This window comes from Streptomyces sp. GbtcB7 (assembly GCF_019091445.1).
Lineage (GTDB): Bacteria > Actinomycetota > Actinomycetes > Streptomycetales > Streptomycetaceae > Streptomyces > Streptomyces mirabilis.
Genome location: NZ_JAGXJM010000015.1, coordinates 21,827 through 48,648, shown reverse-complemented (window position 1 = coordinate 48,648; position 26,822 = coordinate 21,827). Strand labels below are relative to the sequence as shown.

Here is a 26,822-nt window from a genome sequence, read left to right as displayed (position 1 = left end):
TCGCACCCGACCCCTGGTGGTCGAGGATTAGCGCCCCATCCATTGCGCCTTCTTCACGAGGGAATCCTGGAGATCCGTAAAAAAGGGTCGCGAAAGGGTTGTGGCGGACAGGACTTCGAGGCGAAGACCCGCCGGGGCGAACCGGTCTACGCCACGCGGCCGAGGTTGCCTTCGAGGGTCGTCCGAGTGATCGGAGGGCGGTCCCAGAGGGCGAGGAGTTCGTTGGCGAGGGCCACGATCGGGAGCGGGTGGCGGATGCCGTGGATCTCGATGGAGGCGGCCGACAGGCTACGCGGGACGGCTCCGGCATCGAGCAGGACACGCCAGTCCTCCGGCCCGAGTTCCAGGAACTCGAGCCCGGTCAGCTCGGCGATCTCCAGCGGGTCGGCGAGCGTACCGGGGTAGGCCGTGAGGGTCCGCAGGCGGGGGAGCCCGATGACGGGGGCGAGGCTGAGCGGCTCCCCATGATGATCTGTCCCGTGTGTCCGCGCGGGCCCGGTGTCAGGTCCACCGCGATGCGGTCGCCGCCGCCGTTGTCGCCGAAGACGATCCAGCCGGGGGAGCCGACCAACCCCTGCACCGCGGCGTCGGGCCGCGTGCCGACCGCCTTCATCGCCGCGAACTTCCAGGGGGACGGACGGGACGGAGCGTCCGCGATGTACAACTCGTCCAGGGAAAAGAGCTCGCAGCCGACCGCATCGGAGACGCGCTCCGCCGCCTCGTGGTCGTCGCCCCAGTCCTCCCACCGCGCCCGGGTCACGCGGTAGAGCACCTTCAGCTCGTCGGGCAACACGACGCCGAGGCGCGCTTCCGCGGCGGCGATCTCCGCCTCGGTGGCGCCGATGGCATCGGGGATCCGCTCGCGGAGCGTCCGCTCCAGCGACGCCAGATCCACCGACGGGGCGGGCACCGCTGCGGGGACCGGTTCGGGAAGACGGCGCCAGGGCTCGGGGACGGCATCCTCGACCAGGATGAGTGAACCCGGATGCGCATTGCCGATACCGGGCTCCGCGGCGGGGCTGGGGTGGAGCAGGTGGAGAGTACGGCACTCCCGTCGCGCGAGATCTCCGCCGCGAACGAGATGTCGTCGACACCCGCGTCCGCGAGTGCGCCCCGCACCCGCTCCACCGCGTCGAACTCGTCCTGCATGTCCTCGATCTGGAGGGCTCGTCCGGGCTGCGGGCGCCGCCGCGGCATGGGCAGGCTCGACCCGTGTCGGCCGATCCGTCCCGCCACGTAGCCGCCCGGTGCGGCGATGCTCTCCGCGTCGACGGTTCGCAGAAGCCGCAGCACGGGCTCCCAGGTCGCGAAGTCATGTAGCGAGGGCAACGGCGGTCTCCGGTCGCTCTGGTGAACTGGCCTCGCGCTCTCGCGAGTACGGGTGGGCCGTGTGGTGGCGCAGGCCGTTGTCGGGCTGCTCATGGCTACAAGTTGTAGCCTCCCGACACCTCGATGTTCTGAGCGGTGACCCAGCGGCTCTCCTCGGAGAGCAGGGCGGCGATCATCATGCCGATGTCATCGGGTTCGCCGACCCGGCCGAGAGCGGTCTTCGCCGCGAGGGCCGGGACGACTTCGGGAAACCGCTCGAAGGCGTCGTCGGCGATCCGGGTGCGCGTCGAGCCCGGCGAAAGGGAATTGACGCGGATGCCTCGCGCGCTGAACTCCTTGGCCATGTAGCGGCTCAGCACGTTGAGGCCGCCCTTCATCGACGCGTAGGCCGAGTATCCGGGCTCCAGGCCGGACCCCATCGCCGAGTTGCTGCTCGTGTTGACGATGGCCCCACCGTCTTCCATCAGTGGCAGCAGGCGTTGCGTCAGGAAGTACGGGCCCTTGAGCAGAACCCGCATCAGCCTGTCGAACGCCTCCTCGGTCGTATCCTCGATGAGCGACGTGTGTGCGAAGCCGGCGTTGTTGACCAGGTAGTCGAACGTGTCGCGCTGCCAGGTGTCGCGCAACACGTCGACCACGGACCGGCGGAAGGCCGGGAAGGCGCCGGTCTCACCGACGTCCAGCGGCAGCGCGACGGCAGTGCCGCCGTCCTTCTCGATCGCGGCCGCCGTCTCCAACCCTCCCTGGGCATTGTTGCCGTAGGTCAGAATGACTCCGGTTCCTCGCTTGGCGATCTGGATCGCCGCGCTCTGCCCGATACCGGAGCTGGCGCCAGTGATGATTGCTACCTTCATGATGGTTCTCCTGGGGTGTGGTTGAGCGTCTGCCGAGGCCCGGCGCGGGCCTCGGCAACACGGGTGTCACATGGGAAATGCCGTGACTGGCGCGGTAGTCGGCCGGTGTGGCGTCGCCGGCTCCGCTATGCGACAGAGGCTGGGGACAGGACTCGGGCGAGCCAGTCGTTGCGTGTGCGGCGGGCCTCGGTCGAGACACGCGCCTGCGGGTACAGGGCGTCGAAACCGTGGAAGCCTCCTGCCCAGACGTGGAGTTCCGCCTGGCCGCCGGCCGCCCAGATCCGGGTGGCGTAGGCGACATCCTCGTCGCGGAAGACCTCGGCCGAGCCGGCGTCGACGTAGGTGGTCGGCAGGCCCGAGAGGTCGTCGGCCACCGCGGGGGAGACATGGCCGGGCACCCGCTCGTCCCGGAGGTCACCGAGCACCGAGCGCCAGCCGAACTCGTTCATCTCACGGGTCCAGACTCCGGGATCGCCGGAGTACTGCCGGCTCGAGGTGGTGATGTTGCGGTGGTCGAGCATGGGACAGATGAGCACCTGGGCGGCGATCGGCGGGGTGCCGCCGTCGCGTGCCATCAGGGTGACCCCGGCGGCGAGGCCACCGCCGGCGCTGGCGCCCGCAACGACGATGCGGGCGGGGTCGATGCCCAACTCGTCGGCGTGCTCGGCGATCCACAGCAGCCCCTGGTAGCAGTCGTCGACCAGAGTCGTGCCGCTGACTTCGGGCGCCAATCGGTAGTCCACGGAGACCACGACGGCACCGAACAGGTCGAGCCACTCCAGAGGGATGTCGATCTGCGAGAAGCGATCTCCCATGACCATCCCACCGCCGTGTATCCAGAAGACGCACGGCGCCCCCGCGGAGTGCGCGGTCCCGGCAGGGCTGAAGACCGACAGGGGAATCCGCGCACCGTCCTCGCCTGACACGGTGACCTCGCGCCGGTCGACCGAGCGGCCTTCGAGAAGGGGCTCGACCGGTGTCGACGGGAGCAGACGCAACTGCACGAGCAGTTCGGGGCCGAGGTGGGTCATGAGCGGCATGTCGGCGAGCAGCGCAGCCAGTTCGGGGTCCAAGGCGGGTCGTGCGAGAGTCACGGTGACTACCTTTCGTCGGGTCGTACGGGATGGTCAGAAGTGGAGGGCGCCTGCCCACCGGCGTGGCGAAGGTCTGGGGATCCAACAGCGGCCTCAGAAGGCGGCCTTGCCGTGAACCGGTACGTAGTCGGTGTACTCGGGGTCCTTCGCCAGCAGCCCGTCGAACCGCTTCACGATGGCCTGAGCGGCTTCGCCGGCGAAGACCCGGTGGTGGTCCTCCTCGCTGGTCCAGCCCTCGGTGACATGGACGACGTCGGGGTTGGACGCCGAACGGCAGACGAGATAGACGAGGCAGTGTTCACTCGTGCCGGGGTTGCCGTCGCTCAGACCGGTCAGCAGCAGGTCGGCCAGCTGGTCGCCCATGCCGGGCCTGGCGGTCAAGGTGGCGTTGAATCCGTAATTGACGATCATGACTACCTTCTTCCGCGATGGACGGATCGTGCAGGTGTGCTGGTCCTGGAGCGGAGGGCCCTTTGGCTCTCCGCTGGACTCCAGTGACTCCATTCAAGCGGCCTGACCTGCGGAAACGGTAGAACGATGCTGTCGGCTCCTTGCACAATCCTCTTCCGTGCAGGAGTCGACGACAGGGCGTGTGCTGCAATGAAGGCATGTACCTCGAAGAGCTCCGCACCTTGCTGGTCCGACACGCACGGCCGGAGTGGACCACCGCCATCGACGGCGTCCTCATCTCGAAGGTCGAGCGGTCCGACCCGCCGGCGCCGTCGATGACCGGCACGGTGCTGGCGGTCATCGCACAGGGCGCCAAACGCCTCGCGCTGGGCGACCGGGTGTACGAGTACCGCGCTGGGCAGTACCTCGTCGCGTCGGTGGACCTGCCCGTCACCGGCCAGTTCACCGACGCCGACCCGGAGCACCCTGCACTGGGCTTCGGTCTCACGCTGGAGCCGTCCGTCGTCGCCGAACTGCTGCTGCAGGCGGGGCCCGGAGATGCCCCTCGTGCCGGCGGCAGCGCGTTGCCGGGCATCGCCGTCAGTGACGCTCCGGATCCGCTGCTCGACGCGGTGGTCCGGCTGCTGCGCCTGCTCGATGAACCCCGCGACCGGACGGTGCTCGCGCCGCTGGTCAAGCGCGAGATCCTGTGGCGGCTGATCACCGGCGAACAGGGCGGTATCGTGCGTCAGCTCGGCCTCGCCGACAGCAGCCTCAGTCACGTCGCGCGCTCGGTGCGGTGGATCCGCGAGCACTACGCGCAGCCGTTCAAGGTCGAGGACGTGGCGCAGTTGGCCGGCATGAGCGTCTCCGCCTTCTACCGCAACTTCCAGGCGGTGACGGCGATGAGCCCCATCCAGTTCCAGAAACAGATCCGGCTGCAGGAGGCCCGACTGTTGCTCGCCACCCACCCCAACGACGTCACCGCGGTCGGCCACCGCGTCGGTTACGACAGCGCCTCACAGTTCAGCAGGGAGTACCGCCGCCAGTTCGGCGCACCCCCCAGCCAGGACGCCGCCCGCCTGCGTCACACCGCGCACACCACCGCGGGCGCTCTTCCCTGACACGACGAGACATCGACCGGGCCTCTTCCGCCGCCCCCGGATCGTCGGACCCGCCACCCGGGCGAGCCGGGAGCTGCGCGGGCCGTCGCGGCCCACCAGGTATCGGGCGGTCACCCGACACGGCCCGTCCGGGCCGCACACGTCCGCAGTCACCGTGGCGTCGTCCTGGCCGACCCCGACCCCGACCCGGTCCTCGACAACAACACGCGCACTTCGCTACTCCCGTTTCCGCAGCACGCGAAGTCTCTTCGCCCCCTCCAGCAAGCCCAGTTGGTGGCCCCTCCGACGGTGAGGGTGGCAGGTCAGGGCACGGCAGGTCCCGTGATGAGCCGGCCCTCCCTGTCGTACGGCCAGACGTTGGGGACGCAGCCGTGCATGCCCTTGATCTGCTGCATCATCACGGGGGCCGGCTTGCCCACGCCGGGGCAGGTCACGTGGTTGTGGCCGAGGAAGTGGCCGACCTCGTGGTTGATGATCAGCGCCCGGTAGGCGGCCACGTCGTGCGCGTACACCGGAGTCGCCAGCAGCCACCGCCTGAGGTTGACCACGACGTCCTTGCCCACGCTGCAGTTGACCTCACCGCCGGTGTCGAGTCCGTACCGGCCGCAGATCTTGTCCACCGTTCCCGGCGTGGCGAGCCGTATGACGAAGTCGGGCGTGCCGCCGGTGACACGCCGGAACGCGCTCTCGCCGTCGGCCGTCCAGCCGCGCGGGTCGGCGAGTATGCCCTCCACCTGCTTGGCGACGTCGGCGGCCGACTGCTTGAGGCCGTCCTCGACGACGACCTCGTAGCGCAGCAGCCGGCTGCCTCGCCCCACGGTCCCGCTCCCGCCGCCCGCGGTGGTGAACGTGCCGGGGCCCGAGGACGGGACGGAGTCCGGGGAGGAGGCCGGTGCGGAGGAGCCCGAGGACGGCGCGCCCATCCCGCTGGTCCTGGCGCCGGGTTCCTTGCTGTGCTCGGCGCCGGCCGCCGTACTGCTCGGCTTCGCAGACCGGTGCGGTGTCTTCGAGGGCTCGTCCGGCGCCGACCGGGAGGGCCGTGCGGCGGCAGCGCGCGGGTCGTCGCTTCCGGAGTCCGTGGGCGGCGTCCGGTTGATGGCGAGGGCGGCGACGGAGACGAGGACGGCGAACGCGGCGACGCCCCCCAGCAGAGGCCCCTTCCGTTTCCGGCCGCGCCCGTCGGCGTGCGCGGGGCCGCTGCGACGACGATGGGATCGCGGGGTCGGGGGCTTCGCACGGTGGGCGGTCGTGGTCATGGCCGTCAAGGCTGTGCACACGATGTGATGGGACCTGGATCGGAAGACAACGAGACCGTAACGCCCGATCGTGGGTGGGGCTATGTGATCGTCCCGTAACAGTTCCCTGGCCGGACGCGGTCTCCGCGTCAAGTCCCTTGATCCGTACGGATACTGAGTGCATGCCACGTGTCCTGCTCATCGAAGACGACCGCGCCGTACGGGAGGGCGTCCTGCTCGCGCTGAGCCGCCAGGGACACGACGTCGCCGCCGTGGGGACCGGCGAGGACGGGCTGGCCCGGCTGCGGTCCTTCCGACCGGACGTCGTCGTGCTCGATCTCATGCTGCCCGGCCTGAGCGGTCTCGAGGTGTGTCGCCGGATCCGCACCGAGGACCAGGTGCCGATCATCATGGCGACCGCCCGGGGCGACGACACGGACATCGTGGTCGGCCTCGAAGCCGGAGCGGACGACTACGTCGTGAAGCCGGTGCAGGCACGTGTCCTGGAGGCCCGTATACGTGCCGTCCTGCGCCGGGTCGGTGGAGCGCCCGCCGACGGTGGCATACCGAAGATCGAGACCCACGGGGAGAACGGCGAACTGGCCATCGACCGGTCCGGGTTGGCCGTCACCCGGCAGGGTGTGCCGGTCTCCCTCGCCCCGTCCGAACTGCGGCTCCTGCTGACGCTCTCGGCCTCGCCCGGCCAGGTGTTCTCCCGGCAGCAGTTGCTGGAGGCGGTCTGGGAGCACAGCTACCACGGCGACTCGCGGCTGGTGGACGCCTGCGTCAAGCGGCTGCGCACCAAGATGGGCGAGCCGGCGGGGCAACCGCGCTACATCCAGACCGTGCGCGGTTTCGGCTACCGGTTCCAGTCCCGGTGAAACCACCGCTGCGCGGCCTGCGCGGCCGACTGCTCGTGGCGTTCGTGCTGGTCGCCGCAGTCGCCACCCTGACCACAGGCGCCCTGACCTTCCGGGAGGCCCGCACCGGGGTGCTCCAGCAGAGCCAGGACAACGTGATCAAACGCCTGCGGTATCACGTCAACGCCCTGGCAGCAGGGGTCAGTTACCCACCGACCCGGCCCGACCTGGAGTGGATCGCCGCTGAGGTGGCCCGCGCGGAACCCGCGCAGAACTGGCGTGTACTGGCCACCTATCGCGAACTGCGGGCCACCTCCACACCACAGGACAGGTTCACCGAGCTGACACCTGCCATGCGGTCGGCCGTAAGCTCCCGCCGGGCCGCCGTCTTCCAGCGGGTGTCGACGCACGGCGGTTCCTCGCTCGTTGTCGGCCTGCCGGTCACCTTCGAGACCCCCAGCGAACACCCGGCCTCCGGGGTCGCGGTCTTCCTGACGGTGCCGCAGACCGGTGAACAGGGTTACGTCGACGCCCTGGTCGCCGCCATCGGTCGCGCCGTCCTGCCCGCCCTGGGCCTGGCCGTCCTGCTCGCCCTGCTGGCCGCCCGGGGTGTGCTGCGTCCGGTACGGGAGTTGCGCCGCGCCACTCGCAGGATCGCCGAGGGCCACCTGGACACCCGGCTCGCCATCAACGGCTCCGACGAACTCGCCGACCTTTCCCACACCTTCAACGAGACCGCGGCCGCGTTGGAGGGGTCCGTGGCCGAACTGCGCCGCATGGAAGCCCGTGCCCGCCGTTTCGTCGCGGATGTGTCGCACGAGCTGCGCACCCCGCTGGCCGCGATGTCGGCGGTCACCGACGTCCTCGACGAGGACGCGGCCGGGCTGACCCCGGACACCGCCACGGCCGTACGGCTCATCAGCGAGGAAACCGTGAAGCTGGCCCGCCTGGTCGACGACCTGATGGAGATCTCCCGCTTCGACGCGGGCGCGGCGGCCCTACAACTGGACGACATCGACCTCGCCGAGTCCCTCCGCCGCACCCTCGCCGCCCGCGCCTGGCTGGACACGGTGGACACGCTGCTTCCCGAGCCCGGCGAACTGCGGGGCCGGGTCGACCCGCGCCGCCTCGACGTGGTCGTCGCGAACCTGGTCGGCAACGCGCTCCGCCACGGCGCACGCCCCGTACAACTGCTCCTGTACGCACGGGAGTCGCCGGACGCGGACGACATGGGGTGGGCGGTCATCGAGGTGCGGGACAGCGGGCCGGGCATCCCCGCCGACGTCCTGCCGCACGTCTTCGACCGCTTCTACAAGTCGGACACCGCCCGGACCAGAACGGAGGGCAGTGGACTCGGGCTCTCGATCACGGCCGAGAACGTCCATCTGCACGGTGGCACGGTCCAGGCGGCGAACCGCGCGGAGGGCGGTGCCGTGTTCACGGCCGGGATCCCCCTGGGACGGTTCTCGGGACGGCCTCTGGAACAGGAGGGTTCATGAGCCGCACGCGCCGGCCGTCGCGGACCGCGCTGCTGCTCACGACCGCCTTCCTGCTCTCCTCGTGCGGCATCCCCGAGACCGGCGTCGTCGAGGCCGGAGAGCCCGCTACCGGCATCCGGCCGACCTACGTCCTCTACTTCGTCGGTGAGGGCACCCTGCTCGCCGTGCGCCGCCATGTCTTCGGCCCGGGCGGCATCGAGACGGCCGTGGCGATGCTGTTCCAGGGCCCGGACGCCCAGGAACGCCGTAAGGGCATGACCACCGAGCTTCCGCCGATGAGGGAGGCCCCAACGGTCCGGACGGACGACGGGCGGCTGTCGATCGAACTGCCGGACCGGACTGCGCCACTGACCGAGACAGCACTCGCCCAGCTGATCTGCACAGCCGCCGACGCCCGCCTCGTCGAGACCCCGAACGCCGACACCGCATCGACGCACGTGACCGTGACCGTGACGGGCCCTGGCGGCCGGCGCGCCGAAGGCTCCAGCGCGACGTGCCCATCCATGACGGGGGCCGGCTGATTCCGCGAGGCCCACCCTCTACGCCTCACCGTACGACGACGCCACGGTCGGCCTTCACCGCCGCAGTGTTTCCATGTGGAGCGCGGCGTCGTCGGCCGCCTCGTCGGGAGCCCGGCCGTTCTCACGGGCGACGATGTACGCGGCGTACCAATCCGACCAGTGGTGCTCGGGGGCGCTCGCCTCGTACGGGCCGTGGTGCTCCTCGGTCTCACGCAGGAGCTCTGCCAGCGTGGGGATGTCCATGGCGAAGCCTCCTCGGTCGGGCGTGACTCGTCACCGCCCCGGCAGTCGCACCTGGACCTCTTGCAGCACCCACCCGTTGCCGTCCGGATCGCTGAACGAGGCGAACGAGGCGTAGCTGCGGCCCTCTGGATCGGGGCCGTCCGCCTGATCCTGCACGCCCGCGTCGTAGACGTTGTGGTAGATCTCGCTCACCTCGACGCCTCTGCTGATCAGGTCGGCACAGGCCTGCTCCAAGTCGGAGACCACAAGGTAGTTGTGGGCGGAGCCCGGCGCCGCAGGGGTGATCCCGCGGCCGAAGTGAATCGAGCATTCCGACCCCGGTGGCGTGAGCTGCACGAGCCGGAATCTCGGACTGGCCTCGAAGTCCGCGTCGAGCCGCCACCCGAGGCTTCGATAGAAGTGCAGGGCGCGACTGACGTCGGTGACCGGGATGACGGCGACCTCGAGCCTCATGCTCATGGTCGGCTCCTTGACGACGTCCGTTGCGCCGTCCTGCTCTCTCTGCTGGGTGCTCATGGCGATCTCCCATGACGGCCGCCCGGTTCGGCTGTGGCCCCTGATAGGCCTCCACCGGCGGGAACCCGAGCACCGGCTCCGGGTCACCCATGGACCGACTACGCGGTAGTTGTCGTACGACCGATGATATTGGCGATGCCGCCCGACGGCGCGCCGAGCTCATCGTTCCCCGGGTGAATCAAGGCTGCCGAGGATCCGACATTGACATTATGCAGGTAAGTACCTGCATAATGGAGTGTGAGCCTCGAAGCTAGAGCGATGGACTTGGTCTTCAAAGCGCTGGCCGACCCCACCCGGCGACTTCTGCTCGACCGTCTGCGCGAGCACAACGGCCAGACGCTGAGCGAGCTGTGCGAGCGGTTGGACATGACCCGCCAGTCGGCGACACAGCATCTCGACATCCTTGGGCAGGCCAACCTCGTGACCGTCGTGCGACGGGGACGGGAGCGACTTCACTACCTCAACCCGACACCGATCCACGAGATGGAGGAGCGCTGGATATCGGGGTTCGACAAGCCCCGCCTGCGAGCGATCAGTGCCATCAAGAACCAGGCAGAGGAGTACGCCATGACCGACGGACCCACATCCGTACCGACCTATGTCTATGTCACCTACATCCGCGCGAGCGCGGAGCAGGTGTGGCAAGCCCTGACGGACGCGGACCTGACAGCGCGCTACTGGGGACACGCCAACATCTCGGACTGGCAACCCGGTTCGAGCTGGGAGCATCGACGCGTCGACGGCTCAGGCGCCGTCGATGTCGTCGGTCAAGTGATCAAGACCGAGCCTCCGACGCGCTTGGTCATCACCTTCGAGGACACCCCCGACGCCGAAACGCCGAGGGAACCGTCGGTCGTCACGATCCTCGTCGAACCACACGAGGACATCGTCCGCCTCACCGTGACCCACGAGAATCTCCCCAACCAGGAGATGCTCAACGGCATCTCGCGCGGCTGGCCGGCCGTGTTGGCGAACCTCAAGTCGCTGCTCGAGACCGGCGATGTCCTCCCGCAGGCGCCATGGGAGATGTCTCCCGGGCACGCCTGAGACGGCACCCGCCATCACCCTTCCCGTACTCACCCTCGCGCACGTCCGCAGAAACCCACGCACGGCCGCAGAAAGAAGTCGACATGATGGACGCCTCCCCGCTGCGGGACGCCTACCGCTCGCTGCTGGACGCTGCTGCCACCGTGGCCGGCTCCGGCGACAGGAGCCCCGCCCCGCCGGCCGGTGAATGGAACGCCGAGCAGATTCTTGCGCATGTCGCCCTCGTCAACGCCGCCACCCTCGCCGCGGTCTCCTGTGTCGCCGCGGGGTCGAACACGACGTACGACAACCGCATGGCGCTCGACACCTGGACCATCGAACGCCTCATCGCGCTCGCCGGCGGCAACACGGGGCTTCGAGACCGCATCCGCCTCCAAGGGGACGCCCTGTGCGCCCTCGGCGGACCGATGCTGAGCGACGCCGAACTCGACACGCCGGTGCCGACCCGTCTCCTGTCCAAGGACACCGTCCTGGTCGATCAGCCCATGCCGCTGAGAGACCTCATCACCGGCCTCGCGGAAGTGGAGCTGCCCGGCCACACCAAACAGCTCCTGGCCCTCCTGGGCTGAGCGCCCCCGAGTTCTCCCGCAGGAGTGGTCCGCCGGGCGGCCGGCGAGTAGACCAGTAAGTAGAACTGAAGCTTCCTGAAACAAAAGCTAACTGGAACTTCTCAATCTGGTCGGCGATGGTGGAGTCATGTCCGCACGCGTCGCCTCTCCCCGCTTCCTCGCCCTGGCCGGCACCGTCGTGCTGTGGGCGTCGGCCTTTCCCGCCATCCGGGTCGGCATCGACGGTCTGGGAGTGGCGGCGCTGTCGTTCCTGCGGCTCCTGATCGCCGCCGTCGCGCTGCTGGCCGTGGCGCCCTTCGCGAAGGTACGGCTGCCGCGACGCGGCGACCTGCCGCTGATCACCCTGTGCGGGGCCACCGGCATGACCGCGTACCAGGTCCTGCTCAACTGGGGTGAAGTGCATGTGGAGGCCGGGACCGCGAGCCTGCTCATCGCGATCGCCCCCGTCTTCAGCGTGCTGCTGGGAAGCCTGTTCCTCGGCGAGCGGCTCACTCGCAACATCGTCGTCGGCAGCGTCGTCGCGCTCGCGGGCGCGGCCGTCGTCAGCCTGGCCGAGGGCAGCAGCGGGTTCTCCGTCTCGGCCCTCGTCATCCTGGCGGCCGCCGTGGTCCAGGGGGTCTACCACTTCGCGAGCAAGCCGCTGCTGCGCCACTACACCGGTCTGGAGGTCGCCACCTACGCGATGGTCGCGGGTACGGTCTTCGCGCTGCCCCTGATCCCCGCCACCTGGCACGCGACCGTCCACGCCCCGGTCGCCGCACTCGCTTCCGCCGCCTACCTGGGCCTCCTGCCCTCCGCCCTCGGCTTCGTCATCTGGGCCTACGCCGTTGCCCGGCTGCCGCTCGCCGTCTCCACCGCGGCCCTGTACCTGGTGCCGCCGGTGGCCCTGATCGTCTCCTTCGTCTGGCTGGCGGAGGTGCCCCGCCCCATCGCGCTGGCCGGTGGAGCGATCAGTGTCGCGGGAGTGATCCTGATCAGCCGACACCAGCGGAACCACCACCCCACCAACGTCCCGGTCGTGGACGCGTCCGAGCCGCAAGGAGCCGCTTGTGCTTGACGTACGCCGCCTGCGCATCCTCCAGCACCTGGCCGCCTACGGAACCGTCGCGGCCACGGCGGACGCGCTGCACCTGACCGCACCGGCCGTCTCCCAGCACCTCGCCGCCCTGCAGAAGGAGGCCGGCACGCCCGTTGTCGAGAAACACGGCCGCACGCTGCGTCTGACCGCCGCCGGGGAACTGCTGGTGGCCCACACCGAGGTCATCCTGGCAGAGCTCGCGGCAGCCGAGTCCGGCCTGGCCGCGATGAAAGGCGGCCGCCGCGGGACGGTACGGATCAGCGCCTTCGCGTCCGCCGCCCGCACCCTCGTTCCGCCCTTGTTCGAACGTCTCACCGGCACCGACCCCGCCCCCGCCCCCGCCCCCGACAACGGCACCGGTGCCGCCCGGGATCTCTCGCTGCGGCTCTCCGTCCAGGAGCCCGACGAAGCCCTCGACGAACTCCACAAACGTTCGACCGACCTCGCCCTGGTGCACAGCTACACCGTGCTGCCGCGCAGTGTCCCCGCGGCGTGGGAACAGACAGTCCTGATGGAGGAACCGGTCCTCCTCGCCCTGCACCCCGACCGGGCCGGTCGGGAGGGCCTCACCGCCGGGCAGCCCGCGGACCTGTCCCGTCTGGCGCATCTGCCGTGGCTGACCCCCGGCCCGGAGACCTCCTGCTACGAGATGATCCAGCGGGCCTGCGGCGCGGCCGGCTTCGTCCCGGACATCCGGGCCTCCAGCAGCGACTTCTCCGTGCTGACGGCTCTGGCCGCCGCCGACGCCGGTGCCGTCCTGGTGCCCCGCATGGCTCTGCCCGACCACACCGCGCCCCTCAGCCTCCACCCCCTGGTCCGTCCCGTGTCCCGGACCGTCTTCACGGTCAGCCGCGCGGGCACCGGCAAACACCCCGACCTGCGGGCCGTACTGGACCTGCTGCACGAGACGGCCACGGCGCTCGACGACCGGACCGCCGGCCGGCCCGACCGGCCCCGTTGATTGCGACGACCGCCCCAGGCAACCTTGAAGAGCGCTGTCCCCTCATACCAGGGGAACCCACCGGGGTACTCGGAGAGGAGCGCCTGTTGGCCCGTCAGCTGTCCCGCCGGAAGTTCATGGTCTACTCGCTTGCGGCGTCCACACTGACCCTCGCGGCGCCCGTCGGCTGCGACACGTCGTCGGCGGAGGGTGTCGAGCCCACCGCGGCGGAGGCGCACGGGCCCTCCCGGGTCCTGGTGACCGGCGAGGACGAGGAGATGCTGGTCCTGGAGGTCACCGCGGCCAACAAGGTGGTCCTACGGCTGCCGCGCGTCGAGGTCGGGCAGGGCATCACGACCGCGGTCGCCATGATGATCGCCGAGGAACTGGACGCCCGGCTCGTCGACGTCGACATCCCGCTCGCCGAGGCCCGCACGAAGGGGAACCAGTACACCGGCGGCTCGAGTTCCGTCCGTTCCCTGTACGGTCCCGCCCGCGCGCTGGCCGCCACCGCCCGGGCCCGGCTGGTGACCGCGGCAGCCCGGCGCTGGCACCTGCCCGCCCGGAGCCTGCGTACCCGGGACACGATGGTGGTCGCCCCCGACGGCCGTACGGCCACCTTCGGATCGCTGACGGCGGCCGCCGCCCGGATCCACCGGCCCGACGTGTCGAGCAGGCCCAAGCCCGCGTCCGAGCACAAGGTGATCGGGCGGCCGACGGGCCGGATCGACGCGCGGGACATCGTCACGGGCAAGGCGAAGTACGCCGGGGACCTGGAGGTGGCCGGGGCGAAGCCGACCGTGGTGGCCCGGCCGCCGACGCTCGGTGGGCACCTCGTCTCGGTCGACGACCGTGCGGCCCGCGCGATGCCCGGCGTCCACGCGGTGGTCAAGGTCGGCGGCGGTGTCGCCGTGGTGGCGGAGTCCTTCCACCACGCTTTCAAAGCCCGCGACGCCCTGCGCATCACCTGGAGGCCGGGGCCGCTGGGGTCGTTGTCCGACGCCGCCATCCGGTCCCGGTTACGGGCCGCCGTTCCCTCGGTCGGGGCGCCGCCGCGCGGATCGGCGCAGGTCGAGGGCGAGTTCGAGTTCGCCTTCGTCAGCCATGCCCCGATGGAGGTGCTGACCGCGGTGGCGGACGTACGCGGCGACCGGGCCGAGATCTGGTTCTCCTCCCAGACACCGATGGACGCGCGCGAGAGCATCGCCTCGGCGATCGGACTGCCGAAGTCGAAGGTCCGCGTCCATGTCGTGCGCGGCGGCGGCTCGTTCGGACGGCGGCTGAACTACGATGCCGCGATCGAGGCCGCCCTGATCTCGAAGGCGGCACGCCGACCGGTGAAGCTGATGTGGAGCCGCGGGGACGACATCCGGCGCGGCCGGATGCGCGGGGCCTCGCATCACCGGATCCGGGCCAGCCATGCGCGGGGCAGGGTGGTGGCCTTCAGCCATGCGATGGCCTCGGTGAGCGAGTCGTACGAGCGGCAGGGCCTGACCGCTCAGGGCGGCGTGGCCGTTCGGGGCGGTGTGACCACGGTGGCCGCGGGACCGCTGCCCAGCGACAGCGGCCTCTACAACTTCGGGCGCGTTTCGGGGAATTCGGGCTCGGTCGAGCTGGCGATGCCGCTCGGGGCCTGGCGGTCGGTGGACTCCGGGACCATGCGCACCGCGGAGGAGATCGTCGTCGACGAGGTCGCCGCCGAGCTGGGCAAGGACCCGGTGGCCTTCCGGCGCGGCACGCTCAGGAACAAGGCCGTCAAAGCCGTACTCGACAAGGTCGCGGCGGCCGGAGACTGGGGTCGGCCCCTGCCGTCCGGCCAGGCGCAGGGTGTGGCCGTCCACGAGGAATACGGCTCCTGCGTGGCCTGCCTGGTCGAGATCGACGCCACCGACCCGAAGAACCCCCGAGTGACCAAGGTGGTGATGGCGGCCGATGTCGGAACGGCCGTCAACCCGCGTGGACTCGAGGCCCAGCTCATGGGCACCGCCGTCGACGGCATCTCCACCGTGCTGCGGGCCGGACTGCACATCGACCGGGGTGCGGTGCGCGAGGGCAGCTTCGCCGACTTCCGCTATGCCCGTCAGCAGCACGCCCCATTGCGCTTCGAGGCGCACATCATGCCGTCACGGCGCGAGCCCGGCGGGGCTGGCGAACTCGGGGTGCCGGCGGCGGCCGGTGCCGTGGCGAACGCCTACGCCCGTGCGACCCGTACCAGGCCCCGCCGCTTCCCGATCAACTTCTGATCGCTGTCCGAGAAGGTGCTGATGCCCTCCTATTCCTTCGTTCTCAACGGAAAGCCGGTCACCGTCGAGGCCCCCGCCGACATGCCGCTCCTGTGGGTACTGCGCGACCTGCTGCACGTCACCGGGCCCAAGTACGGCTGTGGCGTGGGCGTTTGCCGTGCCTGCACCAGCCACCTGGACGGGGCGGAGATCCAGCCCTGCGTCGTCCCGGTCGCCGACTGTGTGGACCGCGGGGTCACCACCATCGAGGGCCTGGCCGACGGTGACACCCTGCACCCCGTACAACAGGCGTGGCTCGACTGCGATGTCGCTCAGTGCGGCTTCTGCCAGCCGGGCCAGATCATGGCCGCCGCGGCCCTGCTCAAGAAGACGTCCCGGCCCACCGACGACGACATCGACCGTATCGAGAACGTCTGCCGCTGCGGCACGTACTCCCGGATTCGCGAGGCGATCAAGAAAGCCTCCGCCGCCGACGATGTCACCCGCCCTGGTCAGAGCAACCCTTGAGGCACGCCGTCGCGTTCGGTCCCGGTGAGGTCAGGCGTCCGCGACCGTCGCCGTGACGGGCGTGCCGATCTCGACCGTACGGCTGACCGTGCAGAGCCGGTCGTGGGAGGTCTTGACCGCGCGGGGGAGGATCGCGCGGGCGCGGTCGCCGAGTTCGCCGTCCGGGAAGGTGACGGAGAAGGTGACCACGAGGTCGGTCATCCGGTTTCCGAACTCGTCACTGATCTTGTCGCCCGTGACGGAGACGGTGAACCCGGTGGGCTCCGCGTGGCGGGCGGTGGCGACATCGACGTCGGCCGCGGTGCAGCCCCCGATCGCGGCGAGCAACAGCTCGACCGGGGTGAAGTCGGTGCCGCCGTGGGGATCGGAGCTGGTGCCGAAGCTGATCGTGCCGCCGCGAGGGTTCGTCGCGGTGAAGTGGCCGGTGCCGGTCCGCTCGACGGTGACGGAGCGCAGGGTGTGTTCGGTCATGCCGACGACACTAACGCGCAGGTTGCGAGACCTGGCCCTGCCGACGGTGCGACGCGAAGAAACGGCGCCCGCGCATCCCCGTCCCGGCCTACGGGGTGCTTCTCAGGGGCTGCAGTACGGCGGCGCCGACCCGCAGGAGCGCGGACAGGGGTGGCTCGACCCAGCGGGTCAGTTCGCGCTGCAGGGCGGGGTCGAGCTCGATGGTCACCCGGACGTATCGGGTGTGCAGGTGAGTGACCTTGACGGGACGGGGTGCGGCGACCTCCGGTTCGCGCTGCAATGCCGCTCGGTAGGTGTCCTTGCGCTGGTTCACGCTTTGTCCTGACGTTTGATGAGTTCGTCTGCGAGGTCCATGTACGCCGAGCCCTTGACCTCGACCTGGCTGCCGAACGACTGGGCGTACAGGTCGAGTCGGGGAATGTGGGTGGACAACACGTCGAAGCCCCGCTCGGTGAGGGCTTCGCGAGCGTCGGCGTCGGGTCCGGTGCGCGTGGCATCGGGACGATTGGTGCGGTTCAGCAGGACAGCGGCACGGGCCGGCTGCGCCCGCAGCGACTGCACGTCGCTCATCTCGCTGCCGATGGGTGCCATGCGATCCAGCTCGATCGGGGCCGGGGTCAGCGGCACGATCCACTCGCTCGCGTATCTCATGATGCTCCGGGCGATGTGGGCATGGTCCTCCAGCTGCGGGGCGTCGAACACCACGGCCTGTCGGTTGCCGAGAAAGTCGTTCACGCGCCGGTGCACGTCGCCCACCGGAAAGGCGATCACAGGAAACGGGAAGCCTCCTGCCAATTCGCTCCAGCGCAAGGCGGAGGAGGCAGGGTCACTGTCCACCAGCAGGGGTGAGAGGCCCGACTCGTGCAGGGCGTGGGCCAACCACACCGCACTGGTCGTCTTTCCGACTCCGGGTTTCAGATTCACAAAGGCATAGCTGAGCGACACGAGACGCAACGCTAACGGTCGCGGGCGGCCGACTGCCGTCGGCGCGGCACACGCTCTCCGTTTTCACCCTGCGGCGCCGTGAATCATTCGTAGGGGCTAACGCGGAAGGTCGACGGTGGGTCAGTCGGCCAGTGCGGAGGCCAGTTCCCGCGCGGCTTGCACGAGTTCCTTGTCCGGTTCGTCGAGCAGGCGCTGGATCGTCTCGCGGTGGGCGCGCACGGCTCGGCGTGCTTCGCGTTCCCAGCCCACGTAGTTCTCACGGCGATTGAGCAGCTTGGGGTAGGCGACGGCCGTACTCTCCCACTGCCGGGCGTCGGCGATGCTCTTCAGCAGCTGAAGGACCTGCACACGGCAGGGGACTTGAGGGAGCTGGGCGAGTTCCCACAGGAAGGGGACCGTGGCGGCGGTGGCCTGGTCCACGACGAAGCCGTACTGGCAGATGCGTTGCCGTAGACGCGCGAGCGCGGCGACGGCGGTGGCTTCGTCACCCGTGGTGATGGCCGCGAGCAGGAAGGGGATGCCCGTGGCGGACCCGGTGGAGTCCTGGAGCTCGCGCCACGGGACGTCTCTCAGGTTCTTCAGGGTTGTCTCCATGTCCGCTCCCACGAGAGGCGTTGCGTGATGCCGTGCGCCGGGCGGCTCTGCCGATGCGGCGGCTGTCATGTCGGACCCTGCCAGGGCGGTGTTGTCGGCCGAGACGGGGGAGTGGGCAGCATCGCCCAGACGGTCTTGCCTGCACGCGAGCGAGTCCAGCCCCAGTGCTCGGACAGTTCTTCGACGATGCGCAGCCCGCGGCCGTGGACTTCCAGCGGCGCGTCCGTGCGTGGGTAGACGGGCGGGCTCTCGTACTGATCGGTGACGGCGCACACGAGATGGGCGCGTCGAAGCGTCAGATTCAGTCGCACGCCGTTCTGCCCGGTGGCGGAGTGCGGTGCCGCGTGAAGCACCGCGTTCGTGGCCAGTTCATTGACGATGAGGACGGCGTCGTCACTGCGGTGGTCCAACTCCCAGTGGCCAAGGGTGCGGCGGGTGAAGGCGCGCGCCTGGGCGAGCCCCTGGCGGGTGTCGGTGATGCACAGGCTGGCGAATCTGGGTGAGTTGCACGCGGGATCGCTCCCCTCGGACCGCCCTTGCTCCGCGACGGAGGAGCGCGTTTCTTCCATGAGTGAGCCGGTCGGAGCGGCTCGACCCGACGATGGCGCAGCCCTGCCGCTTGCAAGGCTCGGTGCTTCGCGTGCAGGTAACGACACGACATCTCCCTGATGCGACGTCAGGTTCGGTGCGGCAACAGTGCGGTTGACTCCCGAGCTATTATCCATCCCGACAGCGCCCGTCGTGCAATTTCACGGGAAATTGCACGAGTGGGTGGCTGGGCAGGCCGCACGGGTTCGGTCCGCTCCAGTGGGCGGCCGACCTGTACACCGTGGTGGAACGTGAACAAGGAGAGTGCGGTGCCGTCAGTGCGAAACGGAATGCGGGCCAGTTCACTGGGTGTTCGCTGGGTGAAGAGTCGGCACAGCAACGCCGAGGGCAACTGCGTCGAGGTGGCGTCCCTGGCCGAGGGGGGCGTGGCGCTGCGCAACTCGCGCGACCCCGACGGGCCGGCCCTCATCTACACAGCGGCTGAAGTGGCCGCTTTCCTGGCCGGGGCGAAGGACGGGGAGTTCGACCATCTGGTGTGAAGCGGAGTCGAGCGATTCCACTTCTGCCGACGCGCGCGACAGAAGGCCGCGGGATGCGAGGATGGACTCCGTCGTCTGCCGTTCTACAGGGAGTCAGGATGTCCGCCGAGTCACCTCGTGTCTCCCGCCTCGAACCGTATCTGACGCGGACCGAGCCCGCTCCGACCTTGCTGAAGATGCTGGTCGGTGTCCAGCTCGCGGGCATCCGCGAAGACGCCGGCCTCGCGCAGGAACAGGCCGCTCGCGCCATCGGGTTCAGCCCGGCGAAGCTGTCGCGCATCGAAGCCGGCAAGGGCCGTCGGCCGCCCACGGAAGGGGACGTCCGCGCGCTGTTGGAGCTCTACAAAACCGATGAGCATGAGGCGTCGGTGCTGCTCCAGTTGCTGCGGCGTGCCGGTGAGCCGGGATGGTGGCAGCGCTACGACAAGCGGCTGATGCCCGAGTGGTTCGATCGGCTGGTGGGGCTGCAGGAGGCCGCTGCCGCCATCCGTACCTTCGAGATCCAGTACGTCCCCGGTCTGCTGCAGACTCCGGCCTACACCAGGGCCGTCGTGGAGCGCGGCCTGCCCACGGCACCGGCCGGTGAGGTGCAGCGCCGTGTCGAACTGCGCATGCGCCGACGTGAACTGCTGCGTCGTGAGGACGGCCCTCAACTGTGGGCGATCATCGATGAGTCGGTCCTGTTGCGCGTGCTGGGCAGCCGCGAGGTGATGCGTGAGCAGCTCGAGTACCTCGTGGAGATGGCTCAGCATCCCCAGGTGACGCTGCAGATCGTGCCCCTGGACGTGACGCATGCCTCCGCGCCCGCCATCCCCATCACCTACCTGCGCTTCGGCGGCCTCGATCTACCCGACATCGTCTACCTGGAACACATCAGGAGCGCGAACTTCCTGGAGGACCGGGACGAGACCGAAGAGTACCGACTGGCTCTGGACCGTCTGGGAGACGAAGCCCTCACCCCGCGCGATTCCCTGACGCTGTTGCGGGAGACGACCGCGGGGCGCTACTCGACCGCGTGACTGCCTCCGGCTCCACCGGCCGGATCCCGGTGGAGCCGACGGGAGCAGTCCCGTGCGGAGCAGTCCCGTGGTCTTACGGTCCTATCGGATCCGGCCTACGCCGCCGAACTCGACCCATTCCTGCGTGAGCTGACGGGGTGCGACCTCGTTGTCGGGCCGCCAGGTGGACACCTCCACCAGACCGGGCTCCAGGACGTCGAGGCCCTCGAACCACTCCGCCACGTCCTTCTCCTGACGGACCCTGCCCCAATGCCCCTGGGTCGCCTGATCCATGAAGTCGGTGACGAACTCCCGTACCTTCTCGTCCTCGCTGACCAGCTGGCACATCACCATGCAGCTGCCGGGCACGAGCCGCTCGGCCACCCGGCGGGCCACGGCGAGCGGACCGTCGGTCTCCCCGTCCGGAATGCAGTGGAAGACCGAGTTGAACAGCACGGCCACCGGCTGCGAGAAGTCGAGCAGGCGCTGGGTGTCCGGGTGGGAGAAGATCTTCTCCGTGTCCCGCAGATCGGCGTGGATGACCGTGGTGCGGTCATTCTGGTCCAACAGCGCCCGTCCGTGCACCAGCACCATCGGATCGTTGTCGACGTACACCACGCGCGACGAGGGATCGACGCGTTGTGCGACCTGGTGGACGTTCTCCTGGGTGGGCAGGCCGGACCCGTGGTCGAGGAACTGCCTGATGCCGTACTCGGCTGCGAGCGTCCCGACGACCCGCTGCAGGAAGCGCCGGTTGTTCAGCGCCAAGGCGCGCGTGCTGGGCACGACCTTGTCCAGCTCGGCGCAGGCTGCCCGATCGGCTGCGTAGTTGTCCTTGCCGCCCAGGTAGTGGTCGTACATGCGAGCGGCCGTGGGTACGGTGGCGTCGATCTTCGTGGACAACTGCTTTCCAGCCTGCATCGTTCCCCCAGCTCCAAGCTGCTTCTAGTGGCTTGGCTTGACAGACAATACATCCTAGGCAATGGGCAATTGGGGATACCAGCCTGTTGACCGAGGATCTCCGGGACAGCACCCGTGGGACCCTCTGGTCCGGCGCGTGTCCAGTCCTCGCCGTGGCACCGTGCGGCCGTGCCGCCCGGTGAGGAAACATGGGACCGCAAGCGATGAAAAACCGAGGTGGAGGTGCGGGTACATGCAGCACGAACGAGCGGGCACTCCGGCCGGTCCCGAGGACCTCGTCGACGTAGCCCGGCTGGTCACGGCGTATTACGCACTGCACCCCGACCCGGCGGAACCCGGCCAGCGCGTGGCCTTCGGTACGTCCGGCCATCGTGGGTCGTCACTGGCGACCGCGTTCAACGAGGACCACATCGCCGCGACGAGTCAGGCCATCTGCGAGTACCGCGAGGGCCAGGGCATCGACGGTCCCCTCTTCCTGGGCGCCGACACCCACGCCCTGTCGGAGCCCGCGAAGGTCACCGCGCTGGAGGTGTTCGCGGCCAACGGAGTGTCGGTGCTCCTTGACAGCGCGGACGGCTACACGCCCACTCCGGCGGTCTCGCACGCCATTTTGACCCACAACCGCGGACGGTCCTCGGGTCTCGCGGACGGGGTCGTCGTCACCCCCTCCCACAACCCGCCCGCAGACGGTGGCTTCAAGTACAACCCGCCGAACGGCGGCCCGGCCGGCTCCGAGGCGACCTCCTGGATCCAGGACCGGGCCAACGAACTCATCGAGGGTGGCCTCAAGGGCGTACGGCGCATCCCCTGCACGAGGGCGCTGGCCGCCCCCGGCACCGGCCGCTACGACTTCCTCGGCACCTATGTGGCCGACCTGCCGCACGTGCTGGACCTGGACGCGATCCGCACGGCCGGCGTACACATCGGCGCGGACCCCCTGGGCGGGGCATCGGTCGCCTACTGGGGACGCATCGCCGAACAGCACGCGCTCGACCTGACAGTGGTGAACCCGCTCACCGACCCGACCTGGCGATTCATGACGCTGGACTGGGACGGCAAGATCCGTATGGACTGTTCGTCGCCCTACGCCATGGCCTCGCTGATCGAGCAGCGCGACCGATTCCGGATCGCCACGGGCAACGACGCCGACGCCGACCGCCACGGGATCGTCACACCGGACGCCGGGCTCATGAACCCCAACCACTACCTCAGCGCCGCCATCTCCTACCTGTACTCCCACCGGGACCAGTGGCCCGCGGACACGGGGATCGGCAAGACGCTGGTGTCGTCCGGCATGATCGACAGGGTCGCCGCCGACCTGGGCCGTCAACTCGTCGAAGTGCCCGTGGGATTCAAGTGGTTCGTGGACGGGCTGGTCGGCGGCTCGCTCGGGTTCGGCGGGGAGGAGTCGGCCGGCGCGTCCTTCCTGCGCCGCGACGGTTCGGTGTGGACCACCGACAAGGACGGCATCATCCTGGCCCTGCTCGCCTCCGAGATCACGGCGGTGACCGGGAAGACCCCCTCGGAGCACTACACCGCGCTGACCGCACGCTTCGGCGCCCCCGCGTACGAGCGCATCGACGCCCCGGCTTCCCGCGAGGAGAAGGCCCTCCTCGCGAAGCTCTCGCCCGCACAGGTCAGCACGGACACCCTCGCCGGAGAAGCGGTCACCGCGGTGCTCACCCATGCTCCGGGCAACGAGGCGCCCATCGGCGGCATCAAGGTGACCACCGCCAACGCCTGGTTCGCGGCCCGCCCGTCGGGCACCGAGGACGTCTACAAGATCTACGCAGAGTCGTTCCTCGGAGCCGATCACCTGCGCCAGGTGCAGGAGGAGGCGAAGGGCGTGGTCTCGGCGGCATTGAGCGCCTGACGCCACGCGTGTGACCCGAGCGGATCCGGACAAGGGCTGTTCCCGCCATGGCCCTTGTCCGCCACGGCTCTTGTCCGCAACCGTCCTTCAGCCCGTCAACCGGCGTCCCTGCCACCATCACCTGCTGCTGCCACCGAACTGCCGCCTTCGGTCACGGTCGAGATGTCGATGTCCCACTCCAGGTGTCGGAGGAGGTCGCTGTCTCCGGGGCGGGGAGCGGGCGCTCTTCGACCGGTGCGTGACGGTGTGTGGAGGCCACGGGAGATCTTGCCGCTGGTCGTGATGTTGTGCTCCACGCGCGGGCGGCGGAGGGCCTCGTAAAGGGAGAGCGCGGACTCGGTGTCGGACGCGTCCCGCAGTGACTTCGCGAGGACGACGGCGTCCTCGAGCGCCATCGACGCTCCTTGCCCGGTCGCGGGGGAGGCCGCGTGGGCGGCGTCGCCGATGATCAGGGTCCGTCCGTGGTGCCATGGTGTGCCGGTCGGCATCTCGGTCGCGTTGGTGACCATGATGCGGTCGGTGGTGGCCGCCACCACGTCCGCGGCGGGTGTGGCGTCCCCGCGCAGCAACGGCACGAGCAGCTCACGCCAGTGGCCGGGCGTGCCGTGCGCGATGTCGTCGGCGGACAGCGGCTCACCGGCCACACGCGCGAACCAGTACGTCTCTCCGGCGGGCGACACCGCACAGCCGAAGGCGGCCGCGCCGCCCCTCACCATGGTGAGACGCCCGGTCTCCGCGACCAGGGGCGCCTCGCTTGCGTAGCCGTAGAAGACGCTCTCACCCGCGAAGCAGGGCTGCGTCCGAGGGGCGATCGACTCCCGGACGGTGGAGTTCAGCCCGTCGGCGCCGATCAGTAGGTCAGCGGTCGCGGTGGAGCCGTCGGTGAAATGTGCGGTGACGCCGTCCGGACCGCTCTCGACGGAGGCGAGCCGGGTGCCGCGCCGGAGCTCGATGCCGCGGCGTGCGGCCTCTGCCTGCAGGGCGGCGTTGAACTCGCCACGGCGCAGGCATCGGTACGCGAGAAGCGGGTCGTGGGCCTCTCCGAGCGGTATCCGTGCCACCTCGGTGCCCGCTGCGTCGAGCACGCTCATGGCACGAAGCGGGAAGCCGACCTCGGTGACCGCGGCGGAGGCATCGATCTGGGCGAGGGCACGCATGCCGTTGCTCGCGAGTGTGAGGAAGGCACCGATGTCCTCGGCCGATTCGGGGTGCGCCTCGTACACGGTGACGCCGAATCCTGCTTTGTGCAGGGCCAAGGCCGTGGCCGTACCGGCGATACCGCCTCCGATGACAATGATCTCCGTCATGTCGTTCCCCTGGCACCGTAGGCTCTCGCGCGATGTACCTGCGCAACTCCCAACGCGCGGGCGACTACGAGGGGTTCCCGACACAACGGTGTCGTCGTCCCCACTTTCTTGAGCGATCGATCCAGATAAGTTAGTGTGGGCGCATGGCAAGGACCCGGGAATTCGATACCGAGGCGGCGGTGAGCCGCGCGATGGAGCTGTTCTGGACGCGCGGATACGAGGCGACCTCGGTACGCGACCTGACCGCGCACCTGGGGATCGGGCAGGGGTCCCTGTACGCGGCGTTCGGCGACAAGAACGGCCTGTACCGGGCCGCGCTGGAGCACTACCGCACCACCCTCGCGGCGGCCGCCCTGCGGAACCTCGAAGAGGGGGCGGACGCTCGGTCCGCCATCCGTACGATGCTGGTCGAGCGGGTCCGGATCGCGGTCGAACGCGGCGGCCAGGGCTGCCTGTTGGTCAATGCCGCCTGCGAACGCCTGCCGGAGGATGCGGCGACCCGGCGCACCGTGCGGGACGTACAGGACGCCAGTCGCGACGCGCTCGCCGATGTGCTGCGCGTGGCGGCGGAGCGGGGCGAGATCTCGACGGGTCGCGACCCGCACACCCTGGCCGCCTTCCTTGTCACCTTCCTCAACGGGCTGCTCGTCTCGTCGAAGATCACGCCCGACGTCCGGGCCCTCGAACCCCTCGTGGAGGTCGCGCTGGCCGCCCTCGACTGATTTTTCATGCCCGGAATCTGTATCGGGCGATCCAGATAAATGGCCGACATCCAAGCCGTCGCGGGCGTCGGCGACACCGCTCGCTTTTTGATCCACGACACCGGAGGATCCATGCCCCCCGCGCAGACCTCGACCGCACCCGCCCTCGGCGGCTCCCGTTGGAACACCTTCCCGGCGGCCGGCACCATGACCGCCCGCCAGTTCTTCGCCGGTGCCGAGCCGCTGCTGCAGGGCGTCATCGATGACAATGCCCTGCAGAGCGTCGACGGTGAGGTGTTGGAGGCCCAGATCCACGCGACGCTCGGCCTCGGCACCCGGGAGACCTCCTTGCCGCTGGCCATCGGCCCCGACAGCGCCTCGGCAACCCGCGAACTGGGCGCGCAGGCCGAGGCCATCGGCCGGGAGATCGCCTCCTGGGCGACGGCGGCCCTGGACCGGCTGCTCACCCACCGGATACCGCTGCCTGCGGGCCCGCTGGTCGTACGCAGCCACTGCTACGGCCACCTGCTCACCCACGCCGCGGCCGACCTGCTCTTCGGCCGCCGCGGTGGCCCCGTCACGATGCAGCTCTACAACGAGTGGTTGCATCAGATGGTCCTGCTGCGCGACGCCCTGCTGCCCTTCACCAACTGGCAGGACGTCCCGCTCCTGGTCACCCCGACCGGACTGCGGCACATCGAGCCGGCCCGCGACGGTTTCCTCACCGAGGTACTGGTCCGGCAGATCCGGCATACGAGCGTGGTGGACTTCGCCCGCCACGTCGTCACCGGCACCTCGGGCCCGGCCGGGTACGGCTTCGACCACGACGGCGGAACCGTTCTGCCCGCCGTCCTCGGCACGCCGGCCCTTACCGCCCCCAGGTACCTGCTGACCTGGCGCCCCGACCCGGCCGTCGACGAAACGGCCACGTACGTCGCCGAGGCGCAGGACTACTACGCCGCACCCCGCACGCTCATCGAGCACCTGCCGCCCGCCACCGGAACACCGGGGCCGGTCAACGGTCGTATCGTCACCGGGTCGGTCGTCGACGGGAGCCGCACCGCCCGCATCGAAGTGACCCACGACGGCACCACCGCACACATCGACCTCGGCCAGGCCCTGCGCGGCCACCGCTTCGCCCACCGGGCCCCCACCACAGGTGACGCGACTGTCGGCGACGCCCGAACCGCCGACCTTTGGGCCGCGCTGCGCGCACCCGGGCTGGTGTGGACGGAGGACGGCGATGTCACCCTGGACGCCACCGGTCAGGACGAGTTCGTCGTGCTGGGACTGCTCGGGCGGCTCTACCCGGACAACGTCTTCCTGCGCCCCGCCGGCCGTCGCGGCGGTCCGACAACCGCGGGCCGCAACGGACCGAGCCGCCTGGTCATCGACCTGCCGGACCACGACGTCACAGACCGGCCGGACAGCCCGCCGAAGACACGGTGATCACGCGGCCGATGCAGTCAACGGTCCAACTGGCGATATTCTGTCCCGAGCTGACGGCGCGGTACACGGTCGTCGTGCCGGACCTTCGCGGTCCCGGCGACTCCGCCCGTCCTGCGGACGGATACGACTCCGCGACGATGAGCGACGACATCGCTGCGCTGATGGCCCACCTCGGGCACGAGTTCTACAGCGTGTTGGGGGAGGACTGGGGAGCGGTGATCGGCTACCAAGTCGCTGTCCGGCGGCATCTGCGCGATGCTCGTCGACGCCGAACAGAACCGGCAATCGGCACAGAAGAAGCTGGACATCCCGGTGCCGGCTCTCGACGTCACCGGTCACGTCTTCGACGGCGGCCACGATCTCGCCGATGAGGTGCCGGACGAGGTGGCCGATGTGGTGCCGCCGTTCCTGGCCGAGCAGTTGTAG

General features: G+C 69.7%; 28 protein-coding genes and 2 pseudogenes. 16 read left to right on the top strand and 14 right to left on the bottom strand.

The window, feature by feature from the left end; all coding sequences use genetic code 11:
* Positions 1–146: 146 nt before the first annotated feature.
* The 4 genes and pseudogenes from KVT44_RS24415 to KVT44_RS24400 form a co-directional block, all read right to left on the bottom strand.
* Positions 147–1,329, bottom strand: a pseudogene (locus KVT44_RS24415) (SMI1/KNR4 family protein).
* A 95-nt stretch (positions 1,330–1,424) separates the two neighbouring features.
* Positions 1,425–2,183, bottom strand: a complete 759-nt coding sequence (locus KVT44_RS24410; protein ID WP_217568529.1) for an SDR family NAD(P)-dependent oxidoreductase — start codon at positions 2,181–2,183, stop codon at positions 1,425–1,427.
* 125 nt (positions 2,184–2,308) lie between these two features.
* Positions 2,309–3,277, bottom strand: coding sequence for an alpha/beta hydrolase (locus KVT44_RS24405; RefSeq protein ID WP_217568527.1), 969 nt, complete (start codon positions 3,275–3,277; stop codon positions 2,309–2,311).
* 93 nt (positions 3,278–3,370) lie between these two features.
* Positions 3,371–3,688: a putative quinol monooxygenase gene (locus KVT44_RS24400; protein WP_099918661.1), complete on the bottom strand. Its 318-nt coding sequence runs from the start codon at positions 3,686–3,688 to the stop codon at positions 3,371–3,373.
* Between the two features lie 197 nt (positions 3,689–3,885).
* Here KVT44_RS24400 and KVT44_RS24395 point away from each other — a divergent pair, with 197 nt between their 5' ends.
* On the top strand, positions 3,886–4,791 hold the full coding sequence (locus KVT44_RS24395; RefSeq protein WP_190170448.1) for an AraC family transcriptional regulator: 906 nt from the start codon (positions 3,886–3,888) through the stop codon (positions 4,789–4,791).
* A gap of 302 nt (positions 4,792–5,093) precedes the next feature.
* Here KVT44_RS24395 and KVT44_RS24390 read toward each other — a convergent pair whose 3' ends face one another.
* The gene (locus KVT44_RS24390; RefSeq protein WP_217568525.1) at positions 5,094–6,047 is read right to left on the bottom strand and encodes a DUF3152 domain-containing protein; all 954 of its coding nucleotides are present in this window, start codon (positions 6,045–6,047) and stop codon (positions 5,094–5,096) included.
* Between the two features lie 161 nt (positions 6,048–6,208).
* Here KVT44_RS24390 and KVT44_RS24385 point away from each other — a divergent pair, with 161 nt between their 5' ends.
* The 3 genes from KVT44_RS24385 to KVT44_RS24375 are packed head-to-tail and all read left to right on the top strand — an operon-like array spanning position 6,209 to position 8,906.
* The gene (locus KVT44_RS24385) at positions 6,209–6,907 is read left to right on the top strand and encodes a response regulator transcription factor (protein WP_217568522.1); all 699 of its coding nucleotides are present in this window, start codon (positions 6,209–6,211) and stop codon (positions 6,905–6,907) included.
* Complete coding sequence (locus KVT44_RS24380; protein WP_217568520.1) at positions 6,904–8,385, top strand: cell wall metabolism sensor histidine kinase WalK; 1,482 nt, start codon at positions 6,904–6,906, stop codon at positions 8,383–8,385. Before KVT44_RS24385 ends, KVT44_RS24380 begins: the two co-directional genes overlap by 4 nt.
* A complete protein-coding gene (locus KVT44_RS24375; RefSeq protein ID WP_217568518.1) occupies positions 8,382–8,906 on the top strand; it encodes a hypothetical protein in 525 nt (174 codons plus the stop codon). The genes KVT44_RS24380 and KVT44_RS24375 overlap by 4 nt, the downstream gene beginning before the upstream one ends.
* Before the next feature lie 54 nt (positions 8,907–8,960).
* Here the strand turns inward: KVT44_RS24375 and KVT44_RS24370 are convergent, their stop codons facing one another.
* Complete coding sequence (locus tag KVT44_RS24370; protein ID WP_180292697.1) at positions 8,961–9,149, bottom strand: bleomycin resistance protein; 189 nt, start codon at positions 9,147–9,149, stop codon at positions 8,961–8,963.
* A gap of 30 nt (positions 9,150–9,179) precedes the next feature.
* A complete protein-coding gene (locus tag KVT44_RS24365; protein ID WP_308314083.1) occupies positions 9,180–9,665 on the bottom strand; it encodes a VOC family protein in 486 nt (161 codons plus the stop codon).
* Positions 9,666–9,923: 258 nt separating this feature from the next.
* Here KVT44_RS24365 and KVT44_RS24360 point away from each other — a divergent pair, with 258 nt between their 5' ends.
* The 6 genes from KVT44_RS24360 (at position 9,924) to KVT44_RS24335 (ending at position 16,049) form a co-directional block, all read left to right on the top strand.
* Complete coding sequence (locus KVT44_RS24360) at positions 9,924–10,712, top strand: metalloregulator ArsR/SmtB family transcription factor (protein ID WP_217568516.1); 789 nt, start codon at positions 9,924–9,926, stop codon at positions 10,710–10,712.
* 83 nt (positions 10,713–10,795) lie between these two features.
* Positions 10,796–11,281, top strand: a complete 486-nt coding sequence (locus KVT44_RS24355) for a hypothetical protein (RefSeq protein WP_217568514.1) — start codon at positions 10,796–10,798, stop codon at positions 11,279–11,281.
* A 127-nt stretch (positions 11,282–11,408) separates the two neighbouring features.
* Positions 11,409–12,338 (top strand): DMT family transporter, encoded by a 930-nt coding sequence (locus KVT44_RS24350; RefSeq protein WP_217568512.1) that lies wholly within the window; start codon positions 11,409–11,411, stop codon positions 12,336–12,338.
* Complete coding sequence (locus tag KVT44_RS24345; protein WP_217568510.1) at positions 12,331–13,320, top strand: LysR family transcriptional regulator; 990 nt, start codon at positions 12,331–12,333, stop codon at positions 13,318–13,320. Before KVT44_RS24350 ends, KVT44_RS24345 begins: the two co-directional genes overlap by 8 nt.
* 116 nt (positions 13,321–13,436) lie before the next feature.
* Positions 13,437–15,542 (top strand): xanthine dehydrogenase family protein molybdopterin-binding subunit, encoded by a 2,106-nt coding sequence (locus KVT44_RS24340; RefSeq protein ID WP_217568800.1) that lies wholly within the window; start codon positions 13,437–13,439, stop codon positions 15,540–15,542.
* 21 nt (positions 15,543–15,563) lie between these two features.
* On the top strand, positions 15,564–16,049 hold the full coding sequence (locus KVT44_RS24335) for a (2Fe-2S)-binding protein (protein ID WP_217568508.1): 486 nt from the start codon (positions 15,564–15,566) through the stop codon (positions 16,047–16,049).
* 30 nt (positions 16,050–16,079) lie between these two features.
* Here the strand turns inward: KVT44_RS24335 and KVT44_RS24330 are convergent, their stop codons facing one another.
* From KVT44_RS24330 to KVT44_RS24310, 5 genes are all read right to left on the bottom strand, one after another.
* Positions 16,080–16,520: an OsmC family protein gene (locus tag KVT44_RS24330; protein ID WP_217568506.1), complete on the bottom strand. Its 441-nt coding sequence runs from the start codon at positions 16,518–16,520 to the stop codon at positions 16,080–16,082.
* An 88-nt stretch (positions 16,521–16,608) separates the two neighbouring features.
* Positions 16,609–16,833, bottom strand: a complete 225-nt coding sequence (locus KVT44_RS24325) for a hypothetical protein (RefSeq protein WP_099918648.1) — start codon at positions 16,831–16,833, stop codon at positions 16,609–16,611.
* Positions 16,830–17,465, bottom strand: coding sequence for a ParA family protein (locus tag KVT44_RS24320; protein WP_229889014.1), 636 nt, complete (start codon positions 17,463–17,465; stop codon positions 16,830–16,832). Before KVT44_RS24320 ends, KVT44_RS24325 begins: the two co-directional genes overlap by 4 nt.
* Positions 17,466–17,585: 120 nt before the next feature.
* Complete coding sequence (locus KVT44_RS24315; protein WP_099918647.1) at positions 17,586–18,059, bottom strand: hypothetical protein; 474 nt, start codon at positions 18,057–18,059, stop codon at positions 17,586–17,588.
* Between the two features lie 65 nt (positions 18,060–18,124).
* Positions 18,125–18,628 (bottom strand): ATP-binding protein, encoded by a 504-nt coding sequence (locus KVT44_RS24310; RefSeq protein ID WP_217568504.1) that lies wholly within the window; start codon positions 18,626–18,628, stop codon positions 18,125–18,127.
* A gap of 288 nt (positions 18,629–18,916) precedes the next feature.
* On the opposite strand from KVT44_RS24310, the gene KVT44_RS24305 reads away from it, so the two are divergent.
* Together KVT44_RS24305 and KVT44_RS24300 are read left to right on the top strand one after the other, a co-directional pair.
* On the top strand, positions 18,917–19,147 hold the full coding sequence (locus tag KVT44_RS24305) for a DUF397 domain-containing protein (protein ID WP_225900678.1): 231 nt from the start codon (positions 18,917–18,919) through the stop codon (positions 19,145–19,147).
* 98 nt (positions 19,148–19,245) lie between these two features.
* The gene (locus tag KVT44_RS24300; RefSeq protein ID WP_099918645.1) at positions 19,246–20,166 is read left to right on the top strand and encodes a helix-turn-helix transcriptional regulator; all 921 of its coding nucleotides are present in this window, start codon (positions 19,246–19,248) and stop codon (positions 20,164–20,166) included.
* An 81-nt stretch (positions 20,167–20,247) separates the two neighbouring features.
* Here KVT44_RS24300 and KVT44_RS24295 read toward each other — a convergent pair whose 3' ends face one another.
* Positions 20,248–21,066: an SAM-dependent methyltransferase gene (locus tag KVT44_RS24295; protein WP_099918644.1), complete on the bottom strand. Its 819-nt coding sequence runs from the start codon at positions 21,064–21,066 to the stop codon at positions 20,248–20,250.
* Between the two features lie 232 nt (positions 21,067–21,298).
* Here KVT44_RS24295 and pgm point away from each other — a divergent pair, with 232 nt between their 5' ends.
* A complete protein-coding gene (pgm, locus tag KVT44_RS24290; protein ID WP_217568502.1) occupies positions 21,299–22,939 on the top strand; it encodes a phosphoglucomutase (alpha-D-glucose-1,6-bisphosphate-dependent) in 1,641 nt (546 codons plus the stop codon).
* 95 nt (positions 22,940–23,034) lie between these two features.
* Here pgm and KVT44_RS24285 read toward each other — a convergent pair whose 3' ends face one another.
* Positions 23,035–24,246 (bottom strand): NAD(P)/FAD-dependent oxidoreductase, encoded by a 1,212-nt coding sequence (locus KVT44_RS24285; protein ID WP_217568500.1) that lies wholly within the window; start codon positions 24,244–24,246, stop codon positions 23,035–23,037.
* Between the two features lie 143 nt (positions 24,247–24,389).
* On the opposite strand from KVT44_RS24285, the gene KVT44_RS24280 reads away from it, so the two are divergent.
* The 3 genes and pseudogenes from KVT44_RS24280 to KVT44_RS24270 form a co-directional block, all read left to right on the top strand.
* Entirely contained in the window at positions 24,390–24,968 is a 579-nt protein-coding gene (locus KVT44_RS24280; protein ID WP_217568498.1) for a TetR/AcrR family transcriptional regulator, read from the top strand.
* Positions 24,969–25,079: 111 nt separating this feature from the next.
* Positions 25,080–26,396 carry a hypothetical protein gene (locus tag KVT44_RS24275; protein ID WP_217568798.1) on the top strand — a complete coding sequence of 439 codons (1,317 nt, stop codon included), beginning with the start codon at positions 25,080–25,082 and terminating at the stop codon, positions 26,394–26,396.
* A gap of 44 nt (positions 26,397–26,440) precedes the next feature.
* Positions 26,441–26,822 (top strand): annotated as a pseudogene (locus KVT44_RS24270) (alpha/beta fold hydrolase); the annotation flags it as partial.